Source organism: Streptomyces sp. NPDC041814, from assembly GCF_055590565.1.
On the sequence record NZ_JBVJAM010000008.1, the window covers coordinates 113,350 to 134,161 of the forward strand.

General features: G+C 72.7%; 16 protein-coding genes and 1 tRNA gene. 8 read left to right on the plus strand and 9 right to left on the minus strand.

Going from position 1 to position 20,812, the window contains the following annotated elements; all coding sequences use genetic code 11:
- Nucleotides 1-56 precede the first annotated feature (56 nt).
- The 4 genes from mfd to ACZ6C6_RS21050 form a co-directional block, all read right to left on the minus strand.
- Nucleotides 57-3,587 carry a transcription-repair coupling factor gene (gene mfd / locus ACZ6C6_RS21035; RefSeq protein WP_469204792.1) on the minus strand — a complete coding sequence of 1,177 codons (3,531 nt, stop codon included), beginning with the start codon at nucleotides 3,585-3,587 and terminating at the stop codon, nucleotides 57-59.
- Between the two features lie 225 nt (nucleotides 3,588-3,812).
- The gene (locus tag ACZ6C6_RS21040) at nucleotides 3,813-6,395 is read right to left on the minus strand and encodes an ABC transporter permease (protein WP_469204793.1); all 2,583 of its coding nucleotides are present in this window, start codon (nucleotides 6,393-6,395) and stop codon (nucleotides 3,813-3,815) included.
- Nucleotides 6,392-7,180: an ABC transporter ATP-binding protein gene (locus tag ACZ6C6_RS21045; protein WP_365682405.1), complete on the minus strand. Its 789-nt coding sequence runs from the start codon at nucleotides 7,178-7,180 to the stop codon at nucleotides 6,392-6,394. The genes ACZ6C6_RS21040 and ACZ6C6_RS21045 overlap by 4 nt, the downstream gene beginning before the upstream one ends.
- A 344-nt stretch (nucleotides 7,181-7,524) precedes the next feature.
- Nucleotides 7,525-8,115: a TetR/AcrR family transcriptional regulator gene (locus ACZ6C6_RS21050; protein ID WP_469204794.1), complete on the minus strand. Its 591-nt coding sequence runs from the start codon at nucleotides 8,113-8,115 to the stop codon at nucleotides 7,525-7,527.
- Between the two features lie 75 nt (nucleotides 8,116-8,190).
- On the opposite strand from ACZ6C6_RS21050, the gene ACZ6C6_RS21055 reads away from it, so the two are divergent.
- The 3 genes from ACZ6C6_RS21055 to ACZ6C6_RS21065 are packed head-to-tail and all read left to right on the plus strand — an operon-like array spanning nucleotide 8,191 to nucleotide 10,189.
- Entirely contained in the window at nucleotides 8,191-8,883 is a 693-nt protein-coding gene (locus tag ACZ6C6_RS21055; RefSeq protein ID WP_469204795.1) for an NAD(P)-dependent oxidoreductase, read from the plus strand.
- Complete coding sequence (locus ACZ6C6_RS21060; RefSeq protein WP_469204796.1) at nucleotides 8,880-9,284, plus strand: pyridoxamine 5'-phosphate oxidase family protein; 405 nt, start codon at nucleotides 8,880-8,882, stop codon at nucleotides 9,282-9,284. Before ACZ6C6_RS21055 ends, ACZ6C6_RS21060 begins: the two co-directional genes overlap by 4 nt.
- Nucleotides 9,285-9,319: 35 nt before the next feature.
- Nucleotides 9,320-10,189: a haloalkane dehalogenase gene (locus ACZ6C6_RS21065; protein WP_469204797.1), complete on the plus strand. Its 870-nt coding sequence runs from the start codon at nucleotides 9,320-9,322 to the stop codon at nucleotides 10,187-10,189.
- A gap of 75 nt (nucleotides 10,190-10,264) precedes the next feature.
- Here ACZ6C6_RS21065 and ACZ6C6_RS21070 read toward each other — a convergent pair whose 3' ends face one another.
- Complete coding sequence (locus ACZ6C6_RS21070) at nucleotides 10,265-11,722, minus strand: MFS transporter (RefSeq protein ID WP_469204798.1); 1,458 nt, start codon at nucleotides 11,720-11,722, stop codon at nucleotides 10,265-10,267.
- Nucleotides 11,723-11,872: 150 nt separating this feature from the next.
- On the opposite strand from ACZ6C6_RS21070, the gene ACZ6C6_RS21075 reads away from it, so the two are divergent.
- On the plus strand, nucleotides 11,873-12,328 hold the full coding sequence (locus tag ACZ6C6_RS21075; RefSeq protein ID WP_469205021.1) for a MarR family winged helix-turn-helix transcriptional regulator: 456 nt from the start codon (nucleotides 11,873-11,875) through the stop codon (nucleotides 12,326-12,328).
- Between the two features lie 7 nt (nucleotides 12,329-12,335).
- Here ACZ6C6_RS21075 and ACZ6C6_RS21080 read toward each other — a convergent pair whose 3' ends face one another.
- The 3 genes from ACZ6C6_RS21080 to ACZ6C6_RS21090 form a co-directional block, all read right to left on the minus strand.
- Nucleotides 12,336-13,253, minus strand: a complete 918-nt coding sequence (locus tag ACZ6C6_RS21080; protein WP_469204799.1) for a cellulose-binding protein — start codon at nucleotides 13,251-13,253, stop codon at nucleotides 12,336-12,338.
- 196 nt (nucleotides 13,254-13,449) lie between these two features.
- Nucleotides 13,450-15,933: an SUKH-4 family immunity protein gene (locus ACZ6C6_RS21085; RefSeq protein ID WP_469204800.1), complete on the minus strand. Its 2,484-nt coding sequence runs from the start codon at nucleotides 15,931-15,933 to the stop codon at nucleotides 13,450-13,452.
- A 5-nt stretch (nucleotides 15,934-15,938) separates the two neighbouring features.
- Nucleotides 15,939-16,916, minus strand: coding sequence for an SMI1/KNR4 family protein (locus tag ACZ6C6_RS21090; RefSeq protein WP_469204801.1), 978 nt, complete (start codon nucleotides 16,914-16,916; stop codon nucleotides 15,939-15,941).
- Between the two features lie 304 nt (nucleotides 16,917-17,220).
- Between ACZ6C6_RS21090 and ACZ6C6_RS21095 the strand changes: the two genes are divergently transcribed.
- Both ACZ6C6_RS21095 and ACZ6C6_RS21100 read left to right on the plus strand, forming a co-directional pair.
- Nucleotides 17,221-17,754, plus strand: a complete 534-nt coding sequence (locus tag ACZ6C6_RS21095; protein WP_469204802.1) for a YwqJ-related putative deaminase — start codon at nucleotides 17,221-17,223, stop codon at nucleotides 17,752-17,754.
- Nucleotides 17,755-17,762: 8 nt separating this feature from the next.
- A complete protein-coding gene (locus ACZ6C6_RS21100) occupies nucleotides 17,763-18,287 on the plus strand; it encodes an SUKH-3 domain-containing protein (RefSeq protein WP_469204803.1) in 525 nt (174 codons plus the stop codon).
- Between the two features lie 104 nt (nucleotides 18,288-18,391).
- Here ACZ6C6_RS21100 and ACZ6C6_RS21105 read toward each other — a convergent pair whose 3' ends face one another.
- On the minus strand, nucleotides 18,392-19,693 hold the full coding sequence (locus ACZ6C6_RS21105; protein ID WP_469204804.1) for a sensor histidine kinase: 1,302 nt from the start codon (nucleotides 19,691-19,693) through the stop codon (nucleotides 18,392-18,394).
- Between the two features lie 155 nt (nucleotides 19,694-19,848).
- On the opposite strand from ACZ6C6_RS21105, the gene ACZ6C6_RS21110 reads away from it, so the two are divergent.
- Both ACZ6C6_RS21110 and ACZ6C6_RS21115 read left to right on the plus strand, forming a co-directional pair.
- A complete protein-coding gene (locus ACZ6C6_RS21110; protein WP_469204805.1) occupies nucleotides 19,849-20,715 on the plus strand; it encodes a hypothetical protein in 867 nt (288 codons plus the stop codon).
- 11 nt (nucleotides 20,716-20,726) lie between these two features.
- Nucleotides 20,727-20,797: transfer RNA gene (locus ACZ6C6_RS21115), tRNA-Gln, on the plus strand.
- Nucleotides 20,798-20,812 lie beyond the last annotated feature (15 nt).

Sequence of the window (20,812 nt, forward strand, 5' to 3'; positions counted from 1 at the left end):
CGGGTGCGGTACGCCGTCGGCGTACCGCACCCGCTCCCGTTCCCGTGTCCGGGCCCTCACGACCCCAGGATCGTCGTCAGGAACTCGCCCGTCCACGCCAGCAGTTCGCGCCCCACCACCGGCTTTCCGCCGATCTTGCCCGTCGTCGGGCGCGGCACCAGGATCTGGTGGACCGCCGGCTTGATGACCGTCTTCGGGTACAGCCGCTTCAGGCGCAGCTCCTGGGACTCGCGCAGTTCCACCGGCGCGAAGCGGATGTTCGGGCCCTGGAGGACGATGTCACCGACTCCGCAGGCACGGGCCAGCATGCGCAGGCCCGCCACCAGGAGCAGGTTCTCGACCGGCTCCGGGAGCTTGCCGTAGCGGTCGGTCAGCTCCTCGCGGACCGCCTTGATGTCGTCCTCCGAGGACGCCGATGCGATCGAGCGGTACGCCTGGAGGCGCAGCCGCTCGCCGGGGGCGTAGTCGTGCGGGACGTGCGCGTCGACCGGGAGCTCGATCTTGACCTCCAGCGGCGGCTCCTCCTCGACGCCGCCCTCCAGGGACGCCCGGTAGTCGGCGACCGCCTCGCCCACCATGCGTACGTACAGGTCGAAGCCGACGCCCGCGATGTGGCCGGACTGCTCGCCGCCGAGGAGGTTGCCCGCGCCGCGGATCTCCAGGTCCTTCATGGCCACGTACATGCCCGCGCCCATCTCGGTGTGCTGGGCGATCGTCGCCAGGCGCTCGTGGGCGGTCTCGGTGAGCGGCTTCTCCGGCGGGTAGAGGAAGTACGCGTAACCCCGGTCGCGGCCGCGGCCGACGCGGCCGCGCAGCTGGTGCAGCTGGGAGAGGCCGAAGTTGTCGCCGCGCTCCACGATCAGCGTGTTCGCGTTGGAGATGTCGATGCCGGACTCCACGATCGTCGTGGAGACCAGGACGTCGAACTTCTTCTCCCAGAAGTCCACCACGACCTGTTCCAGGGCCTGTTCGGACATCTGGCCGTGCGCCGTGGCGATCCGCGCCTCGGGCACGATCTCGCGCAGCCGTGCCGCCGCACGGTCGATCGACTCGACCCGGTTGTGGATGTAGAACGCCTGGCCCTCGCGCAGCAGTTCACGCCGGATCGCGGCGCCGATCTGCTTCTCCTCGTACGGCCCGACGAAGGTCAGGACCGGGTGGCGCTCCTCGGGCGGGGTGGTGATGGTCGACATCTCGCGGATGCCGGTGACCGCCATTTCGAGCGTACGGGGAATGGGCGTCGCGGACATGGTCAGCACGTCCACGTTGGCGCGGAGCTTCTTCAGCTGCTCCTTGTGTTCGACGCCGAACCGCTGCTCCTCGTCCACGATGACGAGCCCCAGGTCCTTGAACTTCGTCTCCGACGAGAACAGGCGGTGGGTGCCGATGACCAGGTCGACGGCACCGTCCTTCAGTCCGGCCAGCGTCGCCTTGGACTCGGCCTCGGACTGGAAACGGCTCAGCGCGCGTACGTTGACGGGGAACTGGGAATAGCGCTCGGTGAACGTGCCGTAGTGCTGCTGCACGAGCAGCGTGGTGGGTACGAGGACGGCGACCTGCTTCCCGTCCTGCACCGCCTTGAACGCGGCGCGGACCGCGATCTCCGTCTTGCCGTACCCCACGTCGCCACAGATCAGCCGGTCCATCGGGACCGACTTCTCCATGTCCTCCTTGACCTCGGCGATCGTCGTCAGCTGGTCGGGCGTCTCCGCGTACGGGAACGCGTCCTCCAGCTCGCGCTGCCAGGGGGTGTCCGGGCCGAAGGTGTGGCCGGGGGCCGCCATCCGGGCCGAGTACAGCTTGATCAGGTCGGCGGCGATCTCCTTGACCGCCTTCTTGGCGCGCGCCTTCGTCTTCGTCCAGTCCGCGCCGCCGAGCCGGTGCAGGGTCGGGGCCTCGCCGCCGACGTACTTGGTGACCTGCTCCAGCTGGTCGGTCGGGATGTACAGCCGGTCGCCGGGCTGCCCGCGCTTGGCGGGGGCGTACTCGACGAGCAGGTACTCGCGCGTCGCCCCCTGCACCGTGCGCTGCACCATCTCGATGTAGCGGCCCACGCCGTGCTGTTCGTGCACGATGTAGTCGCCGGTCTCCAGCGTCAGCGGGTCGATGGTCTTGCGCCGCCGGACCGGCATCCGGCCCAGGTCCTTCGTGGCGGTGCGCTGGCCGGTGAGGTCGGTCTCCGTGAGCACGGCGAGCTTCAGGCCGGGGTGGACGAAGCCGTGGTCGATGGCCCCGCACGAGACGTGCACCACGGACGGGGAGATCTCGTCCAGGTCCGGGTCGAGCCGGGCCGCGATCCCCTCGCCGCCCAGCATCTCGACCGTACGCGAGGCGAGCCCCTGGCCCTCCGTGACGTACACCGTGCGCCAGCCGTCGGCCAGTCGGCCCTTCGTGTCGGCGAACGCCCGCGCGGTGTCCCCCCGGTACGTCTCCGGCGCCTGCATGCCCAGCGCCAGCGTGTCCGCGTCCAGCTCGGCGTCGGCGGCGAACGGGGAGATCGACCACCACATCATGTCCAGCTCACGGGCCCGTTCGCGCACGTCCGCGATGCCCCGCAGCGAGGCCGCGCCGACGTCGATCGGGGCCTCGCCGCCGCCCGCCGACGCCGCCCAGGACGCCTGCAGGAACTCCTGGCTGGTCGCCACCAGGTCCGCGGCCCGGGTCCGGACCCGCTCGGGGTCGCAGACGACGGCCATCGCGCCCTTGGGCAGCACGTCGAGCAGGAGCTCCATGTCGTCCACGAGGACCGGCGCCAGGGACTCCATGCCCTCCACCGCGATGCCCTCGGCGATCTTGCCCAGGAGTTCGCCCAGCTCGGGGTGGGCCTCGGCGAGCACGGCGGCCCGCTCCCGCACCTCGTCCGTCAGCAGGAGCTCCCGGCAGGGCGGCGCCCACAGGCCGTGCTCGGCGACCTCCAGGGACCGCTGGTCGGCGATCTTGAAGTACCGGATCTCCTCGACGTCGTCGCCCCAGAACTCCACCCGGAGCGGGTGCTCCTCGGTCGGCGGGAACACGTCCAGGATGCCGCCGCGCACCGCGAACTCGCCGCGCTTCTCGACCAGTTCGACCCGGGCGTACGCGGCTGCCGCCAGCGCCTCCACGGTCTCGCCGAGATCCGCGCTCTGCCCGGTGCGCAGCGCGACCGGTTCCAGGTCCGCGAGCCCCTTGACCTGCGGCTGGAGCACGGACCGGATCGGCGCGACGACGACCGAGACCGGCCCGGTCTCCGGGTCGTCGGCGCGCGGGTGCGCGAGGCGCCGCAGCACGGCGAGCCGGCGGCCCACGGTGTCGGAGCGGGGCGACAGGCGCTCGTGCGGCAGGGTCTCCCAGGACGGGAACTCCGCGATCGTGTCCGGCGGCAGCATGGTGCGCAGTGCGGCCGCCAGGTCCTCGGCCTCCCGGCCGGTCGCGGTGACCGCGAGGACGGTCCGCCCGGCGTCCCGGGCCAGCGCCGCGACGGCGAAGGGCCGCGCGGCGGGCGGGCCCACCAGGTCGATGTGCATCCGGTGGCCGTCACCGGCGGCCTTCACCGCTTCGTCGAGCGCCGGATCACGTACGACGACATCCAGCAGACCGTTCAGGCTCATGAAGGGGCTTCCGTCCGGGTGAGAAGAAGGGCTCTGGCGGCCGGCTGCCGCCAGGGCGCGCTGCCCCGGGGGCAACGCGAAGGGCCCGACACGTGAAACGTACCGGGGGTTCCAGCGTACGACTCGGGGAAGGCCGCCGCTTGCGCGAGGCCGTACACCCCACCGGCCCCGGCGCGCTCCGAGGAGCGTGCCGGGGCCGGTTCCGTCAGCCGGGGGACGCCTGTCTCACCCGTCCGTGGCGATCGCGTTCAGGACGTTCATCCGGCCCGCCCGGAAGGCCGGGACCAGGGCGGCGAACAGTCCGACGAAGGCGGAGGCGACGAACACCGTGAGGATCGTCGGCCACGGGATGTCCAGGACGCCCAGGCCCTCCAGGGCCAGCAGCTTCTGGGCCGAGGTGCCCCAGCCCATGCCCAGGCCGAGGCCGAGCAGGGCGCCGAAGAGGGCGATGACCACGGACTCCAGCCGGATCATGCGGCGCATCTGGCGGCGGGAGAGGCCGATGGCGCGCATCAGGCCGATCTCGCGGGTCCGCTCCACCACCGACAGGGCCAGGGTGTTCACCACACCCAGCACCGCGACGATGATCGCCAGGGCCAGCAGGCCGTACACGACGTTCAGGAGCTGGCCGATCTGGTCCTTCAGGTTCTCCTTGAAGTCGGCCTGATTCCGCACCTTGTACTGCGGGTAGTCCGCGACCGAGCTCTTCAGCGCCGCGTACGCCGCGTCCTCCTGGCCGTCCTTCGCCTTGGCGAACATGATCATGTTCTGGGGCAACTTGTCGGCGGGGACGTACCGCTGCGCGGTCGAGGTGTTCAGGTACATCGCGCCCTGGTCGAGGCTGGTCTCGTCCGAGGTGATCGCGGCGACCTTCAGCTTCGCCGTGCCGCCCGCCTTGAACGCGACGGTGATCGTGTCACCGACCTCGACGTGGTGCGCGGTGGCGTATTCCTCGCCGACCGACATGGCGTCCTTGCCGTACGCCTTGTCCAGGTCGCCCGAGAGGACCTCGCGGCGCACGTCCTCGGCGTACGTCGGGTCGGCCGCCGTGACGTGCTCGTCCGACGCCTTGCCGTCCGGGCCGGTCAGCTTCGCGCCGAGGACCTTGTAGTGCGTGAGGTGCTCGATGCCCCGGGCGGAGGCCAGCGCCTCGGCGGCCTGCGGGACGATCAGCTGCCCGGGGGCCGAGGACTCCACGATGAAGTCCGCGCCCACCGACCTGTCCAGCTCGTCGGTGGCCGAGGCGACCATGGACGAGCCGACCACGGAGAGGCAGGCCACCAGGGCGAGGCCGATCATCAGGGCCGCGCCGGTGGCGCCGGTGCGGCGCGGGTTGCGCAGCGCGTTGCGTTCGGCGAGCCGGCCGACCGGGCCGAAGAACCTCAGCAGGACGGCGCTCAGTGCCCGTACGACGACTCCGGCGAGCAGCGGGCCGATCACGATGAAGCCGACGAGGGTGAGCAGGACGCCCAGGCCGAGGAGGCCGGAGCCGTCGCTCGCCTCGTCCACCCGCGTCGTCGCCCACAGGGCGGCGGCACCGGCGCCGGTCACGACCAGGCCGAGGCCCGCCCGGACCCAGCCCGACTTCGCGTCCGCCGGGGTGCCCGCGTCGCGCAGGGCTGCCATCGGGGAGACCTTGCCGGCCCGGCGGGCCGGGATGTAGGCGGCGAGGACGGTGACGATGATGCCGAGCGCGAGCCCGACCACGGGGGTCGTCCAGGCGATGGTGAGGTCCTCGGTGGACAGCTCCATGCCGACGGCGCCCATGACCTTCATCAGCCCGACGGCGAGCCCGATGCCGGCGCCGACGCCGAGGACGGAGCCGACGATGCCGAGGAGCACCGCCTCCAGCAGCACCGAGCGGTTGACCTGCTCGCGGCTGGAACCGATGGCCCGCATCAGGCCGATCTCGCGGGTGCGCTGGGCGACCAGCATCGAGAAGGTGTTGACGATGAGGAAGATGCCGACGAGGAAGGCGATCCCGGCGAAGCCGAGCATCGCGTACTTCATGACGTCGAGGAACGACCCCATGGAGTCCTTGTTCTCGGCGGCGGCCTCGTCCTGCGTCTGGATCTTGTACGCGCCGGGGCCGTCGAGCGCCTGGGCCACGTTCTGCTTCAACTGGACGTCGCTGACGCCCTGTTCGGCGGTGATGGAGAGGTGCGAGAAGGCGCCGGGGGTGCCGAGCAGCGCGCGCTGGGCGGTGGCGGTGTCGAGGTAGACGATGGCCGCGCCCGGGTTGGTCACCTTGAAGGCGACGATGCCGGTGATCTTCGCCTTGATGTCGCCGGTGGCCGCGATGGTGCGCAGCTCGTCGCCGATCTTCAGGTGGTGCTTGCCGGCGGTGTCGGCGTCGACCATGATCTCGGTCGGGCCGCGCGGGGCGTGGCCGGAGCTGATCTCCATGGACCGCAGGTCGTTCTGCGTCCAGTTGGCGGCGATGGTGGGGGCGCCGGTCTCGGAGCCCATGTTCTCGTTGTGGCTGTCGACGACGGTGACGGAGGAGCTGGAGACGCCGCCCTCGGCCTTCTTCACCCCGTCGGCCTTTCCGGCCTTCGCGAGGAGGGAGGCGGGCAGCGACTCGGGCTTCCCGTTCTCCGGGATGTCGTCCACCTTGGCCTTCTTCGGGCTGACGGTGACATCGGCGGAGGTGGCGGCGAACAGCTTGTCGAACGTGGTGTTCATGGTGTCGGTGAAGACGAGCGTGCCGCAGACGAACGCCACCGAGAGCAGGACGGCGACGGCGGAGAGCGCCATGCGTCCCTTGTGCGCGAAGAAGTTGCGCATGGAGGTCTTCCAGACGGTCATGAGGTCCGCCCGCGCGCGTCGAAGTCCTTCATGCGGTCCAGCACCTGGTCGGCGGTGGGGTTGTGCATCTCGTCCACGATGCGGCCGTCGGCGAGGTAGAGCACCCGGTCCGCGTAGGAGGCGGCGACGGGGTCGTGGGTGACCATGACGATGGTCTGGCCCAGCTCGTCCACGGACCTGCGCAGGAAGCTCAGGACCTCGGCACCGGCCCGGGAGTCCAGGTTTCCGGTCGGCTCGTCGCCGAAGATGATCTCCGGCTTGGCGGCGAGGGCCCGCGCCACGGCGACGCGCTGCTGCTGGCCGCCGGAGAGCTGGGTGGGCCGGTGCTTGAGGCGGCCGGCCAGGCCGACGGTCTCGACGACCTGATTGAGCCAGGCGGTGTCGGGCTTGCGGCCGGCGATGTCCATCGGCAGCGTGATGTTCTCCAGCGCGTTCAGCGTCGGCAGCAGGTTGAACGCCTGGAAGATGAACCCGATGCGGTCGCGCCTGAGCTGGGTGAGCTTCTTGTCCTTGAGCCCGGTGATCTCGGTGTCGGCGACGTGGATCTGGCCCGACGTCACGGTGTCGAGGCCGGCCAGGCAGTGCATCAGCGTCGACTTGCCGGAGCCGGACGGGCCCATGATCGCGGTGAACTGCCCGCGGGCGATGTCCACGTCGACGTGGTCGAGCGCGACGACCCGGGTCTCTCCGGACCCGTACGCCTTGACGACCTGCCGCGCCCGCGCAGCCACGGCCGTACGCCCTCCAGTGCCCCCGTGCCTGGGAATGGTTACAGCCGTTGTCACGGTTTTTCTCCTATGTCGGTCAGCGACGGGTTGTCGCCGTCTGCTGTGAAGTCTGCTGTGGGGAGGGGGTCCGGCGCGCTGGTGCCCAGCGCAGTCTTCCGGTGGGGTTTTCCCCACCCCGTTCCCTGCGGTCCGCCCTGCGGCGGTACGTCGTCGGTGCTCGTGCGGTGCGTTCTCCGGTACGACGACAACGCTACGGAGAGACCCCGGCCCCGCACGTCCTCCACCGGGAGGAACGGCCCCTGGCCCGCTGTAAGGAGCTCCCCCTAGGGGGCTGGACCCCCGGGTGGACCCGGGTCTCAGGGACTGCCCCCAGGGGTCCACACCCGGGGGCGGAGAAGCGGTTACCGGCGCCGGGGAGCCAGCGCCGCGCGGACGGCCGGGGCGAGGGCGGCGCGGGTCTCGGCCGGGGTGAGGGCGGCCGGGGTGGGGAGGGGGTTCAGGTAGCGGGTGTAGATGATCCCGCCGAGCACGGTCACCACGGCGGTGGCGCGCGCGGTCGCGTCCGGGCCGCCGAGCAATTCAACGAGCCGCCCCAGCAGCTCCTGTTCCAGGTATTCGCGGACGACCTCGGCGGCGGTCTCGCCCCGGGTCGACAGGCGCCGGAAGTCGGCGTCCTCCCACAGGTCCGTCACCGCGTCGATCAGCCGCCCCGGCAGGGTGGCCGGGTCGCCGCCCAGCACCTCGTCCACCGACAGCGCACTCGCGCACTGAAACTGCATCACGTCCGCGAACAGGCCCTTCTTGGACCCGAAGTGATATGCGATCAGGGCCGGGTCCACCCCGGCCGCACCGGCCACGGCGCGCAGCGTGGTCGCCCGGTAGCCGCGTTCCAGGAACAGTGCGCGGGCCGCCACGACGAGCGATTCACGGGTCGGCGGGTTGCCCCGGGGGCGTCCGCGGGGCCGGGCGGGAGCGGCCACGGCGTTATTCATCAGCGTTGAGCGTGCGGCGGCCGGTCCGCAGAGTCAAGGGCGTTCCCACCGCACCCCGAAGGAAGCAGCCCCGCCATGCGCATCACGCTCTTCGGCGCCACCGGCCCGACCGGACGCCATCTCACCGAACAGGCCGTCGCCGCCGGCCACGAGGTCACCGCCGTCGTCCGCCGCCCCGGTGCGCTGCCCGACCGCCCGGGGGTCACCCCGGCCGTCGCCGACGCCACCGACCCGGCCGCCGTGGACGCCGCGGTCGAGGGGGCGGACGCGGTCCTGTCCGCGCTGGGGGCCCGCTTCAGCAAGGAGCCCGTCACCCTGTACTCGCGGAGCGCCGCGGCCATCACCCGGGCCATGAGCCGGCACGGCGTGCGGCGGCTCCTGGTCGTCAGCTCCAGCATCGCCGACCCCGGGTGGCGGCCCACCGGGGCGCACTTCTTCAACCACGTGCTCGACCCGCTGGTGAACCGGCGCCTGGGCCGCACCCTGCACGCGGACATGCGCCGCATGGAGGACGTCATCAGCCGCACGGCCCTCGACTGGACCCTGGTACGCCCGTCGGGCCTCTTCGAGCACTCCGAGGTAACGGACTACCTCACCGCCCCGTCCAGCGCGGACGGCGTCTTCACGGCCCGCCCCGACCTCGCCGCGAGCATGCTGCGCGAACTGGAGGAACGACGCCATGTGCGGACGGCCATGGGCGTCGTCACCACCGCCGTGAAGCCGAACATCGCCAAGCTGATCTGGAACGAGGGCGTGAGGAAGAAGTGAGCCGTGACCGGGACCGGCTCACGGCCGCCGCCCGCGGCTTCCTCGCCCTCGACCGCACGGCCACGCTCACCACGCTGCGCCCCGACGGCACCCCGCACGTGGCCCCGGTCCGCTTCACCGTCGACGCGGCCACCGGCATCGCCCGGGTGGCCACCCGGGCCACCGCCCGCAAGGCCCGCAATGTGGCGGCGGGCGGTCCGGCGGCCCGGGTCGCCCTCTGCCAGGCGGACGGCTTCCGCTGGATCACCCTCGAAGGCCGGGCCTCGGTGACGGGTGATCCCGTACGGCTGGCGGAGGCGGTACGCCGCTACACCTCCCGCTACGGAGCGGCCCCGCCCGATCCGCCGGACCTGGCGGTCATCGAGATCGCCGTCGACCGGGTCCTCAGCCTCAACGTATGAAATCCACCGACCAGAAAGCGATGTGACGCTCCCTCATGCCCACCGTTCCCGTCCTCGGCACCACCGTCCACTACCGCGAGTCCGGCGACCCCGACGGCCTGCCGTTCGTCTTCCTGCACGGCAACCCCACCTCCTCCCACCTCTGGCGCGACGTCCTGCCGGGGGTGGCCGCGCCCGGGCGCCGACTGCTGGCCCCCGACCTCGTCGGGATGGGCGACTCCGGGAAGCCGGACCTCGCCTACTCCTTCGAGGACCATGCCCGCCACCTGGACGCCTGGTTCGACGCGCTCGGCCTGGCCGAGGCCGTACTGGTCGGCCACGACTGGGGCGGCGCGCTCGCCTTCGACCGGGCAGCCCGGCTCCCGGGGGCCGTCCGCGGGCTGGCCTTCACGGAGACGATCGTCAAGCCGCTGTACGGCGACGAGTTCCCGGCCGCCGGACGCGAGCTGTTCACCCTCCTCCGGACACCGGGGGCGGGCGAGGACATGGTCCTGGAGCGGAACGCCTTCATCGAGGGGCTTCCGGCCACGCTCGCCACCCCGCTCGACCCCGCCGACCTCGACGTCTACCGCCGCCCGTTCCCCACCCCGGAGAGCCGCCGCCCGGTCCTGGCGTGGACGCGCATGATGCCGCTGGACGGCGAGCCCGCCGACGTGGTGGCGCGGATCGAGCGGTACGACGCCTGGCTGGCGGCGAGCCCCGACGTGCCCAAGCTGCTGGCGGCCTTCGAGCCGGGCCCGGGCGCCATGACCGACGCCGCGACCGTGGCCTGGTGCGAGGCGAACATCGCGGGCCTGGAGGTCTCCCGGCACGGACCGGCCGGCCACCACTCCCCGGAGGACCGGCCGGAGGAGCTGGCCTCGGCGATCAGCGCATGGGCGGCGCGCCACGGCCTGCGGGCGTGAGGCCGGGCCGAATGCCGGACGCCCGGCTCGGCGCCCCGTGCGGGGTGGTGAGCCGGGCGTCCGGGGTGCGCGGGGTCAGCCCTTGGCGGTCGCCGCCTCCGGGGCGGCCGGGGTGTCCGCCTTGTCGGAGGACGCGGCGGAGCCCCGTACCGCCGGGATGAAGGCGGAGATCGCGACCGCGACCAGCGCGACACCGCAGCCGAAGATCAGACCCATGCGGAAGCCCGCCTCGGAGGTGAAGGTGTAGCCGCCCGTTTCGGTGGTCATCTGGGCGAGGACCGCACCGATCACTGCGGCGCCGACCGAGGTGCCGAGGGCGCGCATGAGGGTGTTGAAGCCGTTGGCGGCGGCGGTCTCGGAGGCCGGGACCGCGCTCATGATGAGGGCGGGCATCGCCCCGTACGCGAGGCCCACGCCGCTGCTGCTGACCATGAGGAACAGCATCAGGCCCCAGGCGGAGCCCATCAGCAGGATGCCGAGGCCGTAGGCGGCCGCGATGACGAGGACGCCGGAGATCAGGGTGAACTTCGGGCCGCGGGCGTCGGTGAGCTTCCCGCCGAACGGGGAGACGATCATCATCATGATGCCGCCGGGGGCCATCCACAGACCGGCCTGGAGCATCGTCTGGCCGAGCCCGTAGCCGGTGGCCTCGGGGAACTGGAGCAGCTGCGGCGCGATCAGCATGCCGGCGTACATGCCGAAGCCGACGAAGAGCGACGCGATGTTGGTGATGAGCACCCGGGGGCGGGCGGTGGTCCGCAGGTCGACCAGCGGGTCCGTGGTGCGCAGCTCCCAGAAGCCCCAGGCGAGGAGGATCACGACGGCGGCGGCGAACAGGCCGATGGTCGTCGTGGAGGTCCAGCCCCAGTCGGCGCCCTTCGAGACCGCGAGGAGCAGGGAGACCAGGCCGGCCGCGAGGCCGAGCGCGCCGGGCACGTCGAAGCGCTGCCCCTTGGCACCCGCCGGGACGTCCGGGATCAGGAACCAGATCAGCGCGCAGATCACGGCGGCCAGCACGGCGGAGCCCCAGAACAGCACGCGCCAGCTGGCGTACTGCGCGACCGCCGAGGCGATCGGCAGGCCGAGCGCGCCGCCGATCCCGAGCGAGGCGCTGACCAGGGCGATGGACGAGCTCATCTTCTCCGGCGGCACCACGTCGCGCAGCAGGGCGATCCCGAGCGGGACCATGCCCATGCCCATGCCCTGGAGCCCGCGCCCGACGATCATCGGGACGACGGAGGACGAGAGCGCGCAGACCACCGAGCCGGCGATCAGCGGCACCGAGCAGGCGAGCAGCATCCGGCGCTTGCCCAGCAGGTCGCCGAGGCGGCCGGAGACCGGCACGCACACCGCGGAGACCAGCAGGGTCACGGTGATGACCCAGGCGGCGTTGGACGACGAGGTGTCGAGGATCTTGGGCAGTTCCGCGATGAGGGGCGTGACCAGGGTCTGCATGACCGCTGCCACGGTGCCGGCGAAGGCCAGGGTGGCGACGACGGCGCCTGTCCTCGCCGACGGCTGGGGGGCATCCATGAGGGGGACTCCTTGGGGCGTGGTCCCGCCTGCCGGGACAGCGACATGCATCGTACATGCTCAATGTGTCATACACATTATGTGCCACGTACACACTCCATGCGAGAATGGGGCGCCGCCCACGAGCAGCAGAACCAGGAGGCCGTCGCCATGCCCAGGCCCACGGAAGAGGTGGAGTACGAGCAGATGCTGCTCGGCCGCCACAGCCTCGCCGACCACCGCGGCGGACGCCACAAGTACGCCCTGCTGGACCGGAGCGCGTACATCCTGCTGAGCCGGCTCCGCGTCCAGGGCCCCATGTCCAACGGCGAACTCAGCGACGCCTTCGGCCTCGACGCCTCCACCCTCAACCGCCAGACCGCCGCCGTGACCCGCGCCGGGCTCGCCGAACGCATCCCGGACCCCGACGGCGGCATGGCCCGCAAATTCCGCATCACGGACGAGGGCGCACGGCTGCTGGACGCGGAGCGCGACCGCGTCGTGCGCTCACTGGACCAGGTCATGCACGACTGGCCCGACGAGGACATCGCGGCCTTCGCCGGCTACCTCAAACGCTTCAACAGCAGCATCGAAGAGCTCTCGCAGCGCCCCTGGCCCCGGCCCTGAGGGGGCGTCAGCCCCGGGCCCGCTCCTGCGCGGGCTCCGCCGCCGGGGACACCCGCCCCGTCAGCGCCGCGAGCGAACTGCGTACGTGAGCCATGTGGGCCTGGACCTCCTCGCGGCCCTCCTCGTGCTCCCGCAGTATGCGTTCGGTCTCGCGCACCACCCGCTCCTCGCGCACCCGCGCCCGCGCGATCAGCTCGGCCGCCCGCGCCTCCGCGTCCTCCTGGCCGTGCCGCGCGGCCTCCTCCGCCTCCGCCCTGGCCCGGCGCGCGGCCGCGAGGTCCGCCTCCGCGCGCTCCATCAGCCCGGCGTGCTCCGCGGCCTGCGCCGCCTCGGCGTCCGCGAGCTCCCGCTCCACAGCCTTGTGCCGCTCGGCGTGCTCCTGCTCCTGGTGCGCCAGCACGCTCTCGGTACGGCTGCGGGTGGCCGCCATCGCGGACTCCGCTTCCTCGCGCAGCCGCGCCGCCTCCGCACGGGCCGCCTCCAGCGCCTCACCGGCCGCCGTCTCCGCCGCACCCACCAGCTCACCGGCCGCGCTCTCCGCCGCCGCCCGGACCGCCTCCGCATCCGTGCGCGCCGCGTCCCGCAGGGCCCGGGCCGCCGCGTCCGCCTCGTCCCGGAGCGCCTGCGCCTCCTCGCGCGCCGCGCCCAGAAGCGCCTCCGCCTCCTCCTCGGCCAGCGCCAGGATCCGCAGCGCCCGCTCCCCCAGCGGCCCGTAGTCCGGCGGGGCCAGCCGCGCCACGGCCTCGTCCAGCCGGGCCGACTCCGCCGCCAGTTCCTCCGCGAGCTCCGTCAGCCGGGCCACCCTCGCCACGGCCTCGTCGCGCTCCGCGGACAGGGCCGCCACCGCCCGGTCCACCTGCTCCGGGCGGTACCCACGGCCCCGCACACCGACGAACCCGTACGCGGACACCGGTGCAGAACTCATCCCTGACGCCTCTTTCCGATCTTCCCGACTCCGACGCTCCGGCCAACGAGCGATAGGTCAAGGATGCGGCAATTGGTCGGGAAGTCTGAATCGATGCGGCGCTTTCCGGACGGAAGCGACCGGCATCACATACGGAAAAGGCGTGGTGCCCGGCCCCCCGCAAGGGACCGGGCACCACGCCTCGCGTACGGAACGGTCAGATCAGCCCGTCCCACATCTGTTCCAGCAGCACCGACCACCAGCTCTCCGGCGACGCCAGCGCCGCCGCGTCCAGCGCCACCAGCTGCGCCTGGAAGTCCACCGTCCAGCGGCCCGCCTGCTCCGGGTTCAGCCCGTACCGCAGCCGCCACATCCGGCCCAGCAGCGCCATGCAGCGCACGAACTCGGGCAGCCCCGTGTTCACGAACTGCGGCGGCACCGGCGCACCGCCCGGACCCGCCTCCACCGGCACCGCCACGATGTGCGCGGTGCCGTACTGGACGCAGATCGCCCGGCCGAAGTCCGAGCCCATCACCAGATACGACCCCGCGTCGGACGCGGGCTGCACCTGCCGCTGGGCCGCCAGCTCCGCCAGCGTCGGCACCACGGGCTGCCCCGGCTGCGCCCAGAAGAACGGCCCGAAGTCGGCGGGCAGACCCGCCCACACCAGGGTCCGCGCCACGAGCTCCGGCACGCCCTGACGGGACACCGCGCGCTGGTCGAAGCGGAGGATGCCCTGCGGACCGAAGGTCTGCATCATCTCCTCGGCCAGCGCCTCCGGCGGCACCGGCGGTGCGGGCTGCATCTGCGGCAGCGGCGCCCGCACCGGCGCGGGCCGCGCGGGGCCGTCCGCCACCTGGTGCAGCTCGCCCTGGTGCGTCAGCAGATGCTGCATGCCCTGCTGCCGGCTCGCGTGGTCCGTGCCGTACGGGGCGACGGAGGTGATCCGCACCTGCGGCCAGGTCTCCCGGATCATCCGGGCGCAGTAGCCACCGGGCAGCTCACAGGACTCCAGCTCCGTGTGCAGCTCGATCACCTGCTGCGGCGGCACGTTCATCGCCCGCAGCTCGTGCAGCATCTGCCACTCGGGGTGCGGCGTGCCCGGAGCCGAGCGGCGGATCAGCTGCTGCTCGCTGCCGTCCGGCGCCCGGAAGCGCAGCACGGCCTGGTAGCCCGGACCCACGGTCGGCTGACCGGCCGGCGCCTGCGGATAGCCGTACGCGGGCGGCGCGCCCACCGGCGGACCCGGCGGCTGCGGCGCCCCCGGACCGGTCTGCGCCGGCCCCGCGAGCATCGTCGCCGCATGGTGCACCCCGCCCGGGCCGGGCGGCGGCGTCGCCCCCGGCGGCGGAGGCGGCTGCTGCCCTCCGGGCGCACCGGGGGCTCCGGGCGCACCGGGGGCTCCGGGCGGGCCGGGCGGCTGCGGCGCGCCCGGAACACCCGGCGGGCCGGGCGGCTGCGGGATGCCCGCGCCGGACGACGCGTCGGCGAACATCGTGGCCGCCTGGTGCACCCCGCCACCGGGAGGCGGCGGAGTCGGCGGACCGGGTTGCTGCGGGGCGCCGGGCGGACCCAGCTGGGAGACGAGCTGCGTCGGCACATAGCCGCCCGCGGGCGCGCCGGGCGCACCCGGGCCCGAGGGAGGCGGCACCGGGGCGCCGGGCCGGGCGCCCGGGGTGCCGGGGGCACCGGGCGGCGGCGGAGGCGTGCCCCCGCGCGCGGCGCGCGGCGGGATGGCCGCCTTGCTCGTCGCGGCATCGGCGATGTCCCCGGCCCCGGGCCCACCCGGATGCCCGGGGGGCGGGGTGTACTGGGCCGGCGGGGGCGTGTGCTGGGCCGGCGGGGGCGTGTGCTGCCCCGGAACCGGCGGACCGGGCACGGCGGTCCCGGGCACGGGCGGACCCGGCACGGCGCTCCCCGGCACCGGCGGACCCACCGGCGGGCGCTCGCCGCCCAGGCTCGGCGCGATCGCGGTCTTCGGCAGCTGGCTGCCGCCCGACATCAGCGCCGTCGGCGCGTCCGCCGGAACGACCGGAGGCAGCTCCTCCTCGTCGTCGGCGCCGGACAGCGGCGGCGCGAACACCGTCGCCGGAAGCGCCACCTCCGCATCGTCCGAGTCCGCGTTCACATCGGTGCCCGCCCACGGCGTGGCCCCGACGGGCGGCTGGAGCGAGGACGCCGGCACGCCGTCCGAAGCGGTCGGCTCGTACGCCACCGAACCACCCTGCGAGGGCGTCGGGGACGACGGGATCGGGGCGGGCGGCGGGAAGGACGACGGCGTCCGCGGCGCGGGCGGCGGGGTCTCGTCCCGCTCCGCACGCCGGTCCGGGATGCCCAGCTTGTCCGCCGCCTCCTGGAGCCATTCCGGCGGGCTCAGCAGGAACGACGTCTGATTCAGGTCCACCCGCTCCGGCGGCGCCGGGGCGGCGGGTTCCACGTCCAGCGAGCCGTACTCCTCCTCGTACCGCCGGATCACCTCACCCACCGGCAGCCCGGGCCACAGCGTCGCCTCACCGCTGTCCCGCGCGATCACCAGCCGCTGACGGCCGCCGTCGGACACCGGTCCGTCCGCACGGTCCTCGGCCCACACCACGAATCCGAGTTCGAATTCACGGACACGCACCTCGCGGTGCTGGTACGCGGGAACGTCGCCGTTCACCCACTCCTCGGCGCGCTCCTGCGCCTGAGCGAAGGTCACCATCGCGCTCACCCCTCCACCGGGACGGCCTGCGCGAAGCCGCCGTCCACCATCAGGTTCGCCACCGTCTCCAGCTCCGGCGGATTGCCCGCCAGCCGCTGGAGGAACGCGTCGAAGTCCTCACCGCACGGCAGCAGCAGCCGGTCCACCCGCTCCTGCACCGTCCACCCGTCACGGTCCCGGGCGTCGTCGTACGCGCAGAACCACACCGAGCCCAGAGCCGCGCCGCGCACCTTCACCGCGAGCAGACCGCCCTGCACGAAGGCGACCCCGAGGTAGTCCTTCGTCAGGTGGTCGCGCAGGCACTTGTTGACGTACACCAGGTCGTTCACGGCGGCCTCCTCGCGCACCGTGAAGAACGGCTGGTCGATCAGGAGACCCAGCTCCGCGTCGAGCGCCGTACCCACCGGGGCCGAACCGCCGGCCGCCTTCAGGAACGCGCGGTACGCACCCGGCAGCCGGTAACCGAGGTCCTCCTCGACACCCAGAATCTGCTGCTCGGTCACCGCCACGGCACCCTTGGGCAGCCGGAAGTGCGCGGGGCGCGTCTCCTGGAGCGGGCGCGTGCCCCGCTTGTCCTGGTCGACCTCCGTGGACGCGAGCCCGCCGTGGTGGCGCAGCAGCGCCTTCACCTCGACCGGGACCAACTCCATCCGACGGCCCCCCGGCACGTGGTGCCAGGTCCAGCCGTGCGGCGTCGCGACCGGCGGGATCGTGTCCCACAGCTCGTGCCCGGCCTCGGCCAGCGCCGCGTTCGCGGACACGTAGTCCGTGAGCCGCAGCTCGTCCACGCCGAAACCCTGCGGAGGCTCCGCGATCTCCGCCGCGGCGCGCGCGTACGGCGAGAAGTCCGGACAGCCGTTCTCGTCCATCCGCACCCCTCTGGGGTGACGGGACGCCCGGACCGGGTCCGGGAAGTGCACGAGCTGCCCGGCGTAGGCCGCGTTCGGTGGCGCGGCTTGCTGCCCGAGCCGACCTGTCGTCATGGCGGTTGCCCCCTGCTGCGTCTGGCTGATGAGGACCGACCTGCCCAGGAGGCGGTCCAGGCACAGCCTAAGCGGTGTCACTCCTACGGGGACCGGCCCCGGCATCCCTAGGCCAGAACCGTCACCAAACGTCACGACAGAGTGACGGTCGAGCGACGGGAGCGCCACCGAACCGCGACACGCAGACACGTTTCAGCGACCCAGCTTTCACAGGACCCGACACATTTGGCAGGCTGTCACCCGCATACACGGGGGCGTGCACACCAAGCAGCAGCCGCTGCGGGCACGGGAGGGACACAGCACCATGCACACCGCACACTCTGCACAGACCGTCACGACCGGGGACCCACGACTCAGCTGGAGCAGCACCGAGAAGAGCCCCGCGCCCCGCCTCGGCCAGCGCCGCGACGGCATCCTGCCCGCCGTCGCCGCCGCCCTTTCCGTACGGGGCGAAACACTCACCTGCACCGCCGGCAAGGGCGACCAGCCACCGGTCCTGCACCACCTCGTCCAGGACTTCCTCGACACCCTCCCCAGCGCACAGCGCGAACGGTTCACCGGCCGCTGCCCCGAGGCCATACTCCTCTCCCGGCACCTCACCGCCGCCGAGGCCGGGCGCTCCAAGCGCGCCCAGCGCAAGCCCCTCACCAACGGCGAGGCCCGCCGCGCCCTCAAGCACGCCCGGCTCACCGCCCGCCGCATCCGCGAGGACGGCGACCCGCTGCACGGCAGCTACGCGGCACCCTGCCGCTCCTGTGCTGTCATGCTCGCCCACTTCGGCGTACGCCCGGTCGACCTCACCGCGGGCGGCGCGGCCACCACCGCAGAGAAGAGCTGACCGCGTCCATGCACGACCGCACCGACCTGCCCCGGCAGACCGGCCCCGACCGCCAGTCCGCCACCCGCTTCCCCGTCGCCGTCGACGCCGCACTGCGGACCGCCGGCTGGGCACCCGGCCGCTGGGACATCCGCCAGGCCGAGGAGTGGGCCGACGCCCTGCGCTCGCACGCCTCGCCCGCCGGGCACCAGCACGCCGTCTTCCCCGCCGCGGTAGAGGCGTGGGCCGAGTTCGGGGGCCTCCACATCACCGCCACCGCACCGGGGCGCCAGATCGCGCCGCCGGCCGTCCGCATCGACCCGCTGAGCGGGCTGCACCTGGCCCGCACCCTCGGCGACCTCGGCCGCGCGCTGGCGACCGAGGTCGCGCCGCTCGGCGAGGAGGGGGACGGGCAGGCCGTCCTGGCGATCGACCTGGCGGGGCGGGTGTACTCCATCGACCACACCGGGGACTGGTATCTCGGCCAGGACATCGACACGGCGCTCGCGACGCTCGTGACGGGGCTGCAGCCGGAGCGACTGGTCTCGGGCTGAGCCGGGGTCTCCGGCGCGCCGGTTCACGCCGGACGGGCGGTCACCACAACGAGGGTTTTGGCCTCAAACGCCGGACGGGCTTGAGACACCCCGCCGGGCGGGCTTCAGGTGCTGCCGCCGTCCGGCAGCACCGCCGATACACGGAAACCGCCCGCGTCCGTCGGGCCCGAGACGAAGACCCCGCCCAGGGCGAGGACCCGTTCGCGCATACCCACCAGGCCGTTGCCGCCACTGGGCAGCCCCGCGTCCGCCGTCGCCGCGTCCGTCGGGCCGTTCTCCACCTGCATGGCGACCTCGGCACCCCGGTGCGCAAGCCGCACCCACGTCTTCGCGCCCGCCGCGTGCTTGTGGACATTGGTCAGGGCCTCCTGCACCACGCGGTACGCCGTCTGCTCGACCTCGGGCGCGTACGCCCGGGCGGAGCCCTCGACGGAGAGCTCGACGGTCATGCCCGCGGCGCGCGACTGGCCGACCAGCGCCTCGACCTCCTCCAACCGCGGCCCGTCCTCCGCCGCGGCCTGGGCCGCCCGGCCCACGGAGGCCAGCGGCACCTGCTCCACCCTGGCCGGTGCCGGGTCACCGGCGCGCAGCACCCCCAGCATCTCGCGCAACTCGGTGAGCGCCTGGCGCCCCATGTCGCCGACCAGGGCCGCGTTGCGCACAGCCTTCGCCGGGTCCTTGGGCGCCACGGCCTGGAGCGCCGCCGCGTGCACGACCATCAGGCTCACCCGGTGGGCGACCACGTCGTGCATCTCACGGGCGATCCGGGTCCGCTCCTCCGTACGGGCCCACTCGGCCCGCTCCTCGGCCCGGTCCGCGAGCAGCGACAGCTCCCGCTCCAGCGAGTCGGCGCGCTCCCGCAGGCTCTCCATCAGCCGGCGCCGCGCCCCTATGTACAGCCCGAACAGCACGGGCGGGGCGGTCAGCCCGACGGCCATGAAGAGGGACAGCATGGGCACGTACCAGTCGCCGGGACCGAAGTCGGCGTTCTCGTCGACGCCCTGGCGCAGCCGTACGTACGTCACGATGAACGTCCCCACCAGGGACATGCTCATCAGCACCGCGGTGATCCGCCGGGGCACCTCGGACGCGGCCAGCGTGTACAGGCCGACGAGGCCCATCAGGAAGCCCATCTCGGCGGGCGTCGTCGCGATCGAGACCAGCACCACGGCGATCGGCCACCGCCGCCGCACCAGCAGCACGGCCCCCGCGATCACCCCGAACGCCACCCCGAAGGGCACCGGCAGCCCGGCGTCCCCCGCGAAATCCACCCCTTCGAGCGCGCACTCCGCCGCCGAAACGAGCGCGAGCCCCACATCCAGCGCGACACTCCGTCGCCGTTCCCACCACCAGTAGCCACGGGTGGTCGGACCCGCCGCTTCCCGGTCTTCCCCCGTTGCGGTCATGGCATCCAGCGTACGGGCGCCCGCATCCCATTTTCGGGTGACCTGCACAGCACGTCGCACGTTCGACCGGGGGCTGATTGGGGAACAACCGCCCGAAATAACGAATCGACCACCCATTCGACCCGGACGTCCGGATTCCGGACAACGCTTGGCGCATGACGGAGATCACGAGCAAGTACGCGGATTTCGAGGGCCTGCGCGAGCGGGCGGTGGCGTTACGCCGGGAGGGGTTGAGCGTGCGCCAGATCCGGGACCGCCTGAAGGTCTTCAACAACGACATCCTCCACCGTCTCCTGCAAGGCGAGCCCCCGCCGGAGTGGACCAAGCGCCCACGCGCGAAGGACGACCTGCGGGCGAGGGCGCGGGAGCTGCGGCTGGAGGGGAAGACGTACGACCGGATCCAGGTGGAGCTGGGGTGCTCGAAGAGTTCGATCTCGCTGTGGGTGCGGGATCTGCCGAAGCCACCGAGACGCTCACGCGAGGATGCGTCCGCCATCGCCAGACGTGGATGGGAGGTCACCCTTGAGCGGCGCGAGGCAGAGCGGCAGCAGACCAAGTGCGACGCGGCCGCCGAGATCGGAACGATGACCGAGCGGGAGTTGTTCATGCTCGGGGTCGGGCTCTACTGGGCCGAAGGCACCAAGGCCAAACCGCACCGGCGCCAGGAGCGGGTGACGTTCGTCAACGGCGATCCACGCATGATCCGCGTCTTCCTCGCGTGGCTCCGCCTCTTGCATGTCTCACCCGAGCAACTTCGGTTTCACGTACACATTCACGAGTCGGCTGATGTGCCGGAAGCTGAGCGATTCTGGCGGGAGGAAGTCGGCCGGTCCGGCTCGTTCGGTAAGACCACGCTCAAGAAGCACAATCCCACCACCAACCGCAAGAACACCGGAGAGGATTACCGCGGCTGCCTGGTGGTCCGCGTGAACAAGAGTGCTGACCTATACCGTCGCATCGAGGGCTGGTGGTGCGGCATAGTAGGTGCTGCCGAACGAGCCGATCAAGAGAATCGGACATAAAGGTAGAACCATCCCGGGTCGTCTAATGGCAGGACAAATGGTTTTGGTCCATTGAATGAGGGTTCGATTCCTTCCCCGGGAGCTCTTCACGCGGGCC

Coding starts and splice junctions, on each gene's coding strand:
- mfd (WP_469204792.1), bottom strand. CDS start 3,587: ATGAGCCTGAACGGTCTGCTGGATGTCGTCGTACGTGATCCGGCGCTC.
- ACZ6C6_RS21040 (WP_469204793.1), bottom strand. CDS start 6,395: ATGACCGTCTGGAAGACCTCCATGCGCAACTTCTTCGCGCACAAGGGA.
- ACZ6C6_RS21050 (WP_469204794.1), bottom strand. CDS start 8,115: ATGAATAACGCCGTGGCCGCTCCCGCCCGGCCCCGCGGACGCCCCCGG.
- ACZ6C6_RS21055 (WP_469204795.1), top strand. CDS start 8,191: ATGCGCATCACGCTCTTCGGCGCCACCGGCCCGACCGGACGCCATCTC.
- ACZ6C6_RS21065 (WP_469204797.1), top strand. CDS start 9,320: ATGCCCACCGTTCCCGTCCTCGGCACCACCGTCCACTACCGCGAGTCC.
- ACZ6C6_RS21070 (WP_469204798.1), bottom strand. CDS start 11,722: ATGGATGCCCCCCAGCCGTCGGCGAGGACAGGCGCCGTCGTCGCCACC.
- ACZ6C6_RS21075 (WP_469205021.1), top strand. CDS start 11,873: ATGCCCAGGCCCACGGAAGAGGTGGAGTACGAGCAGATGCTGCTCGGC.
- ACZ6C6_RS21080 (WP_469204799.1), bottom strand. CDS start 13,253: ATGAGTTCTGCACCGGTGTCCGCGTACGGGTTCGTCGGTGTGCGGGGC.
- ACZ6C6_RS21085 (WP_469204800.1), bottom strand. CDS start 15,933: ATGGTGACCTTCGCTCAGGCGCAGGAGCGCGCCGAGGAGTGGGTGAAC.
- ACZ6C6_RS21090 (WP_469204801.1), bottom strand. CDS start 16,916: ATGACGACAGGTCGGCTCGGGCAGCAAGCCGCGCCACCGAACGCGGCC.
- ACZ6C6_RS21095 (WP_469204802.1), top strand. CDS start 17,221: ATGCACACCGCACACTCTGCACAGACCGTCACGACCGGGGACCCACGA.
- ACZ6C6_RS21100 (WP_469204803.1), top strand. CDS start 17,763: ATGCACGACCGCACCGACCTGCCCCGGCAGACCGGCCCCGACCGCCAG.
- ACZ6C6_RS21105 (WP_469204804.1), bottom strand. CDS start 19,693: ATGACCGCAACGGGGGAAGACCGGGAAGCGGCGGGTCCGACCACCCGT.
- ACZ6C6_RS21110 (WP_469204805.1), top strand. CDS start 19,849: ATGACGGAGATCACGAGCAAGTACGCGGATTTCGAGGGCCTGCGCGAG.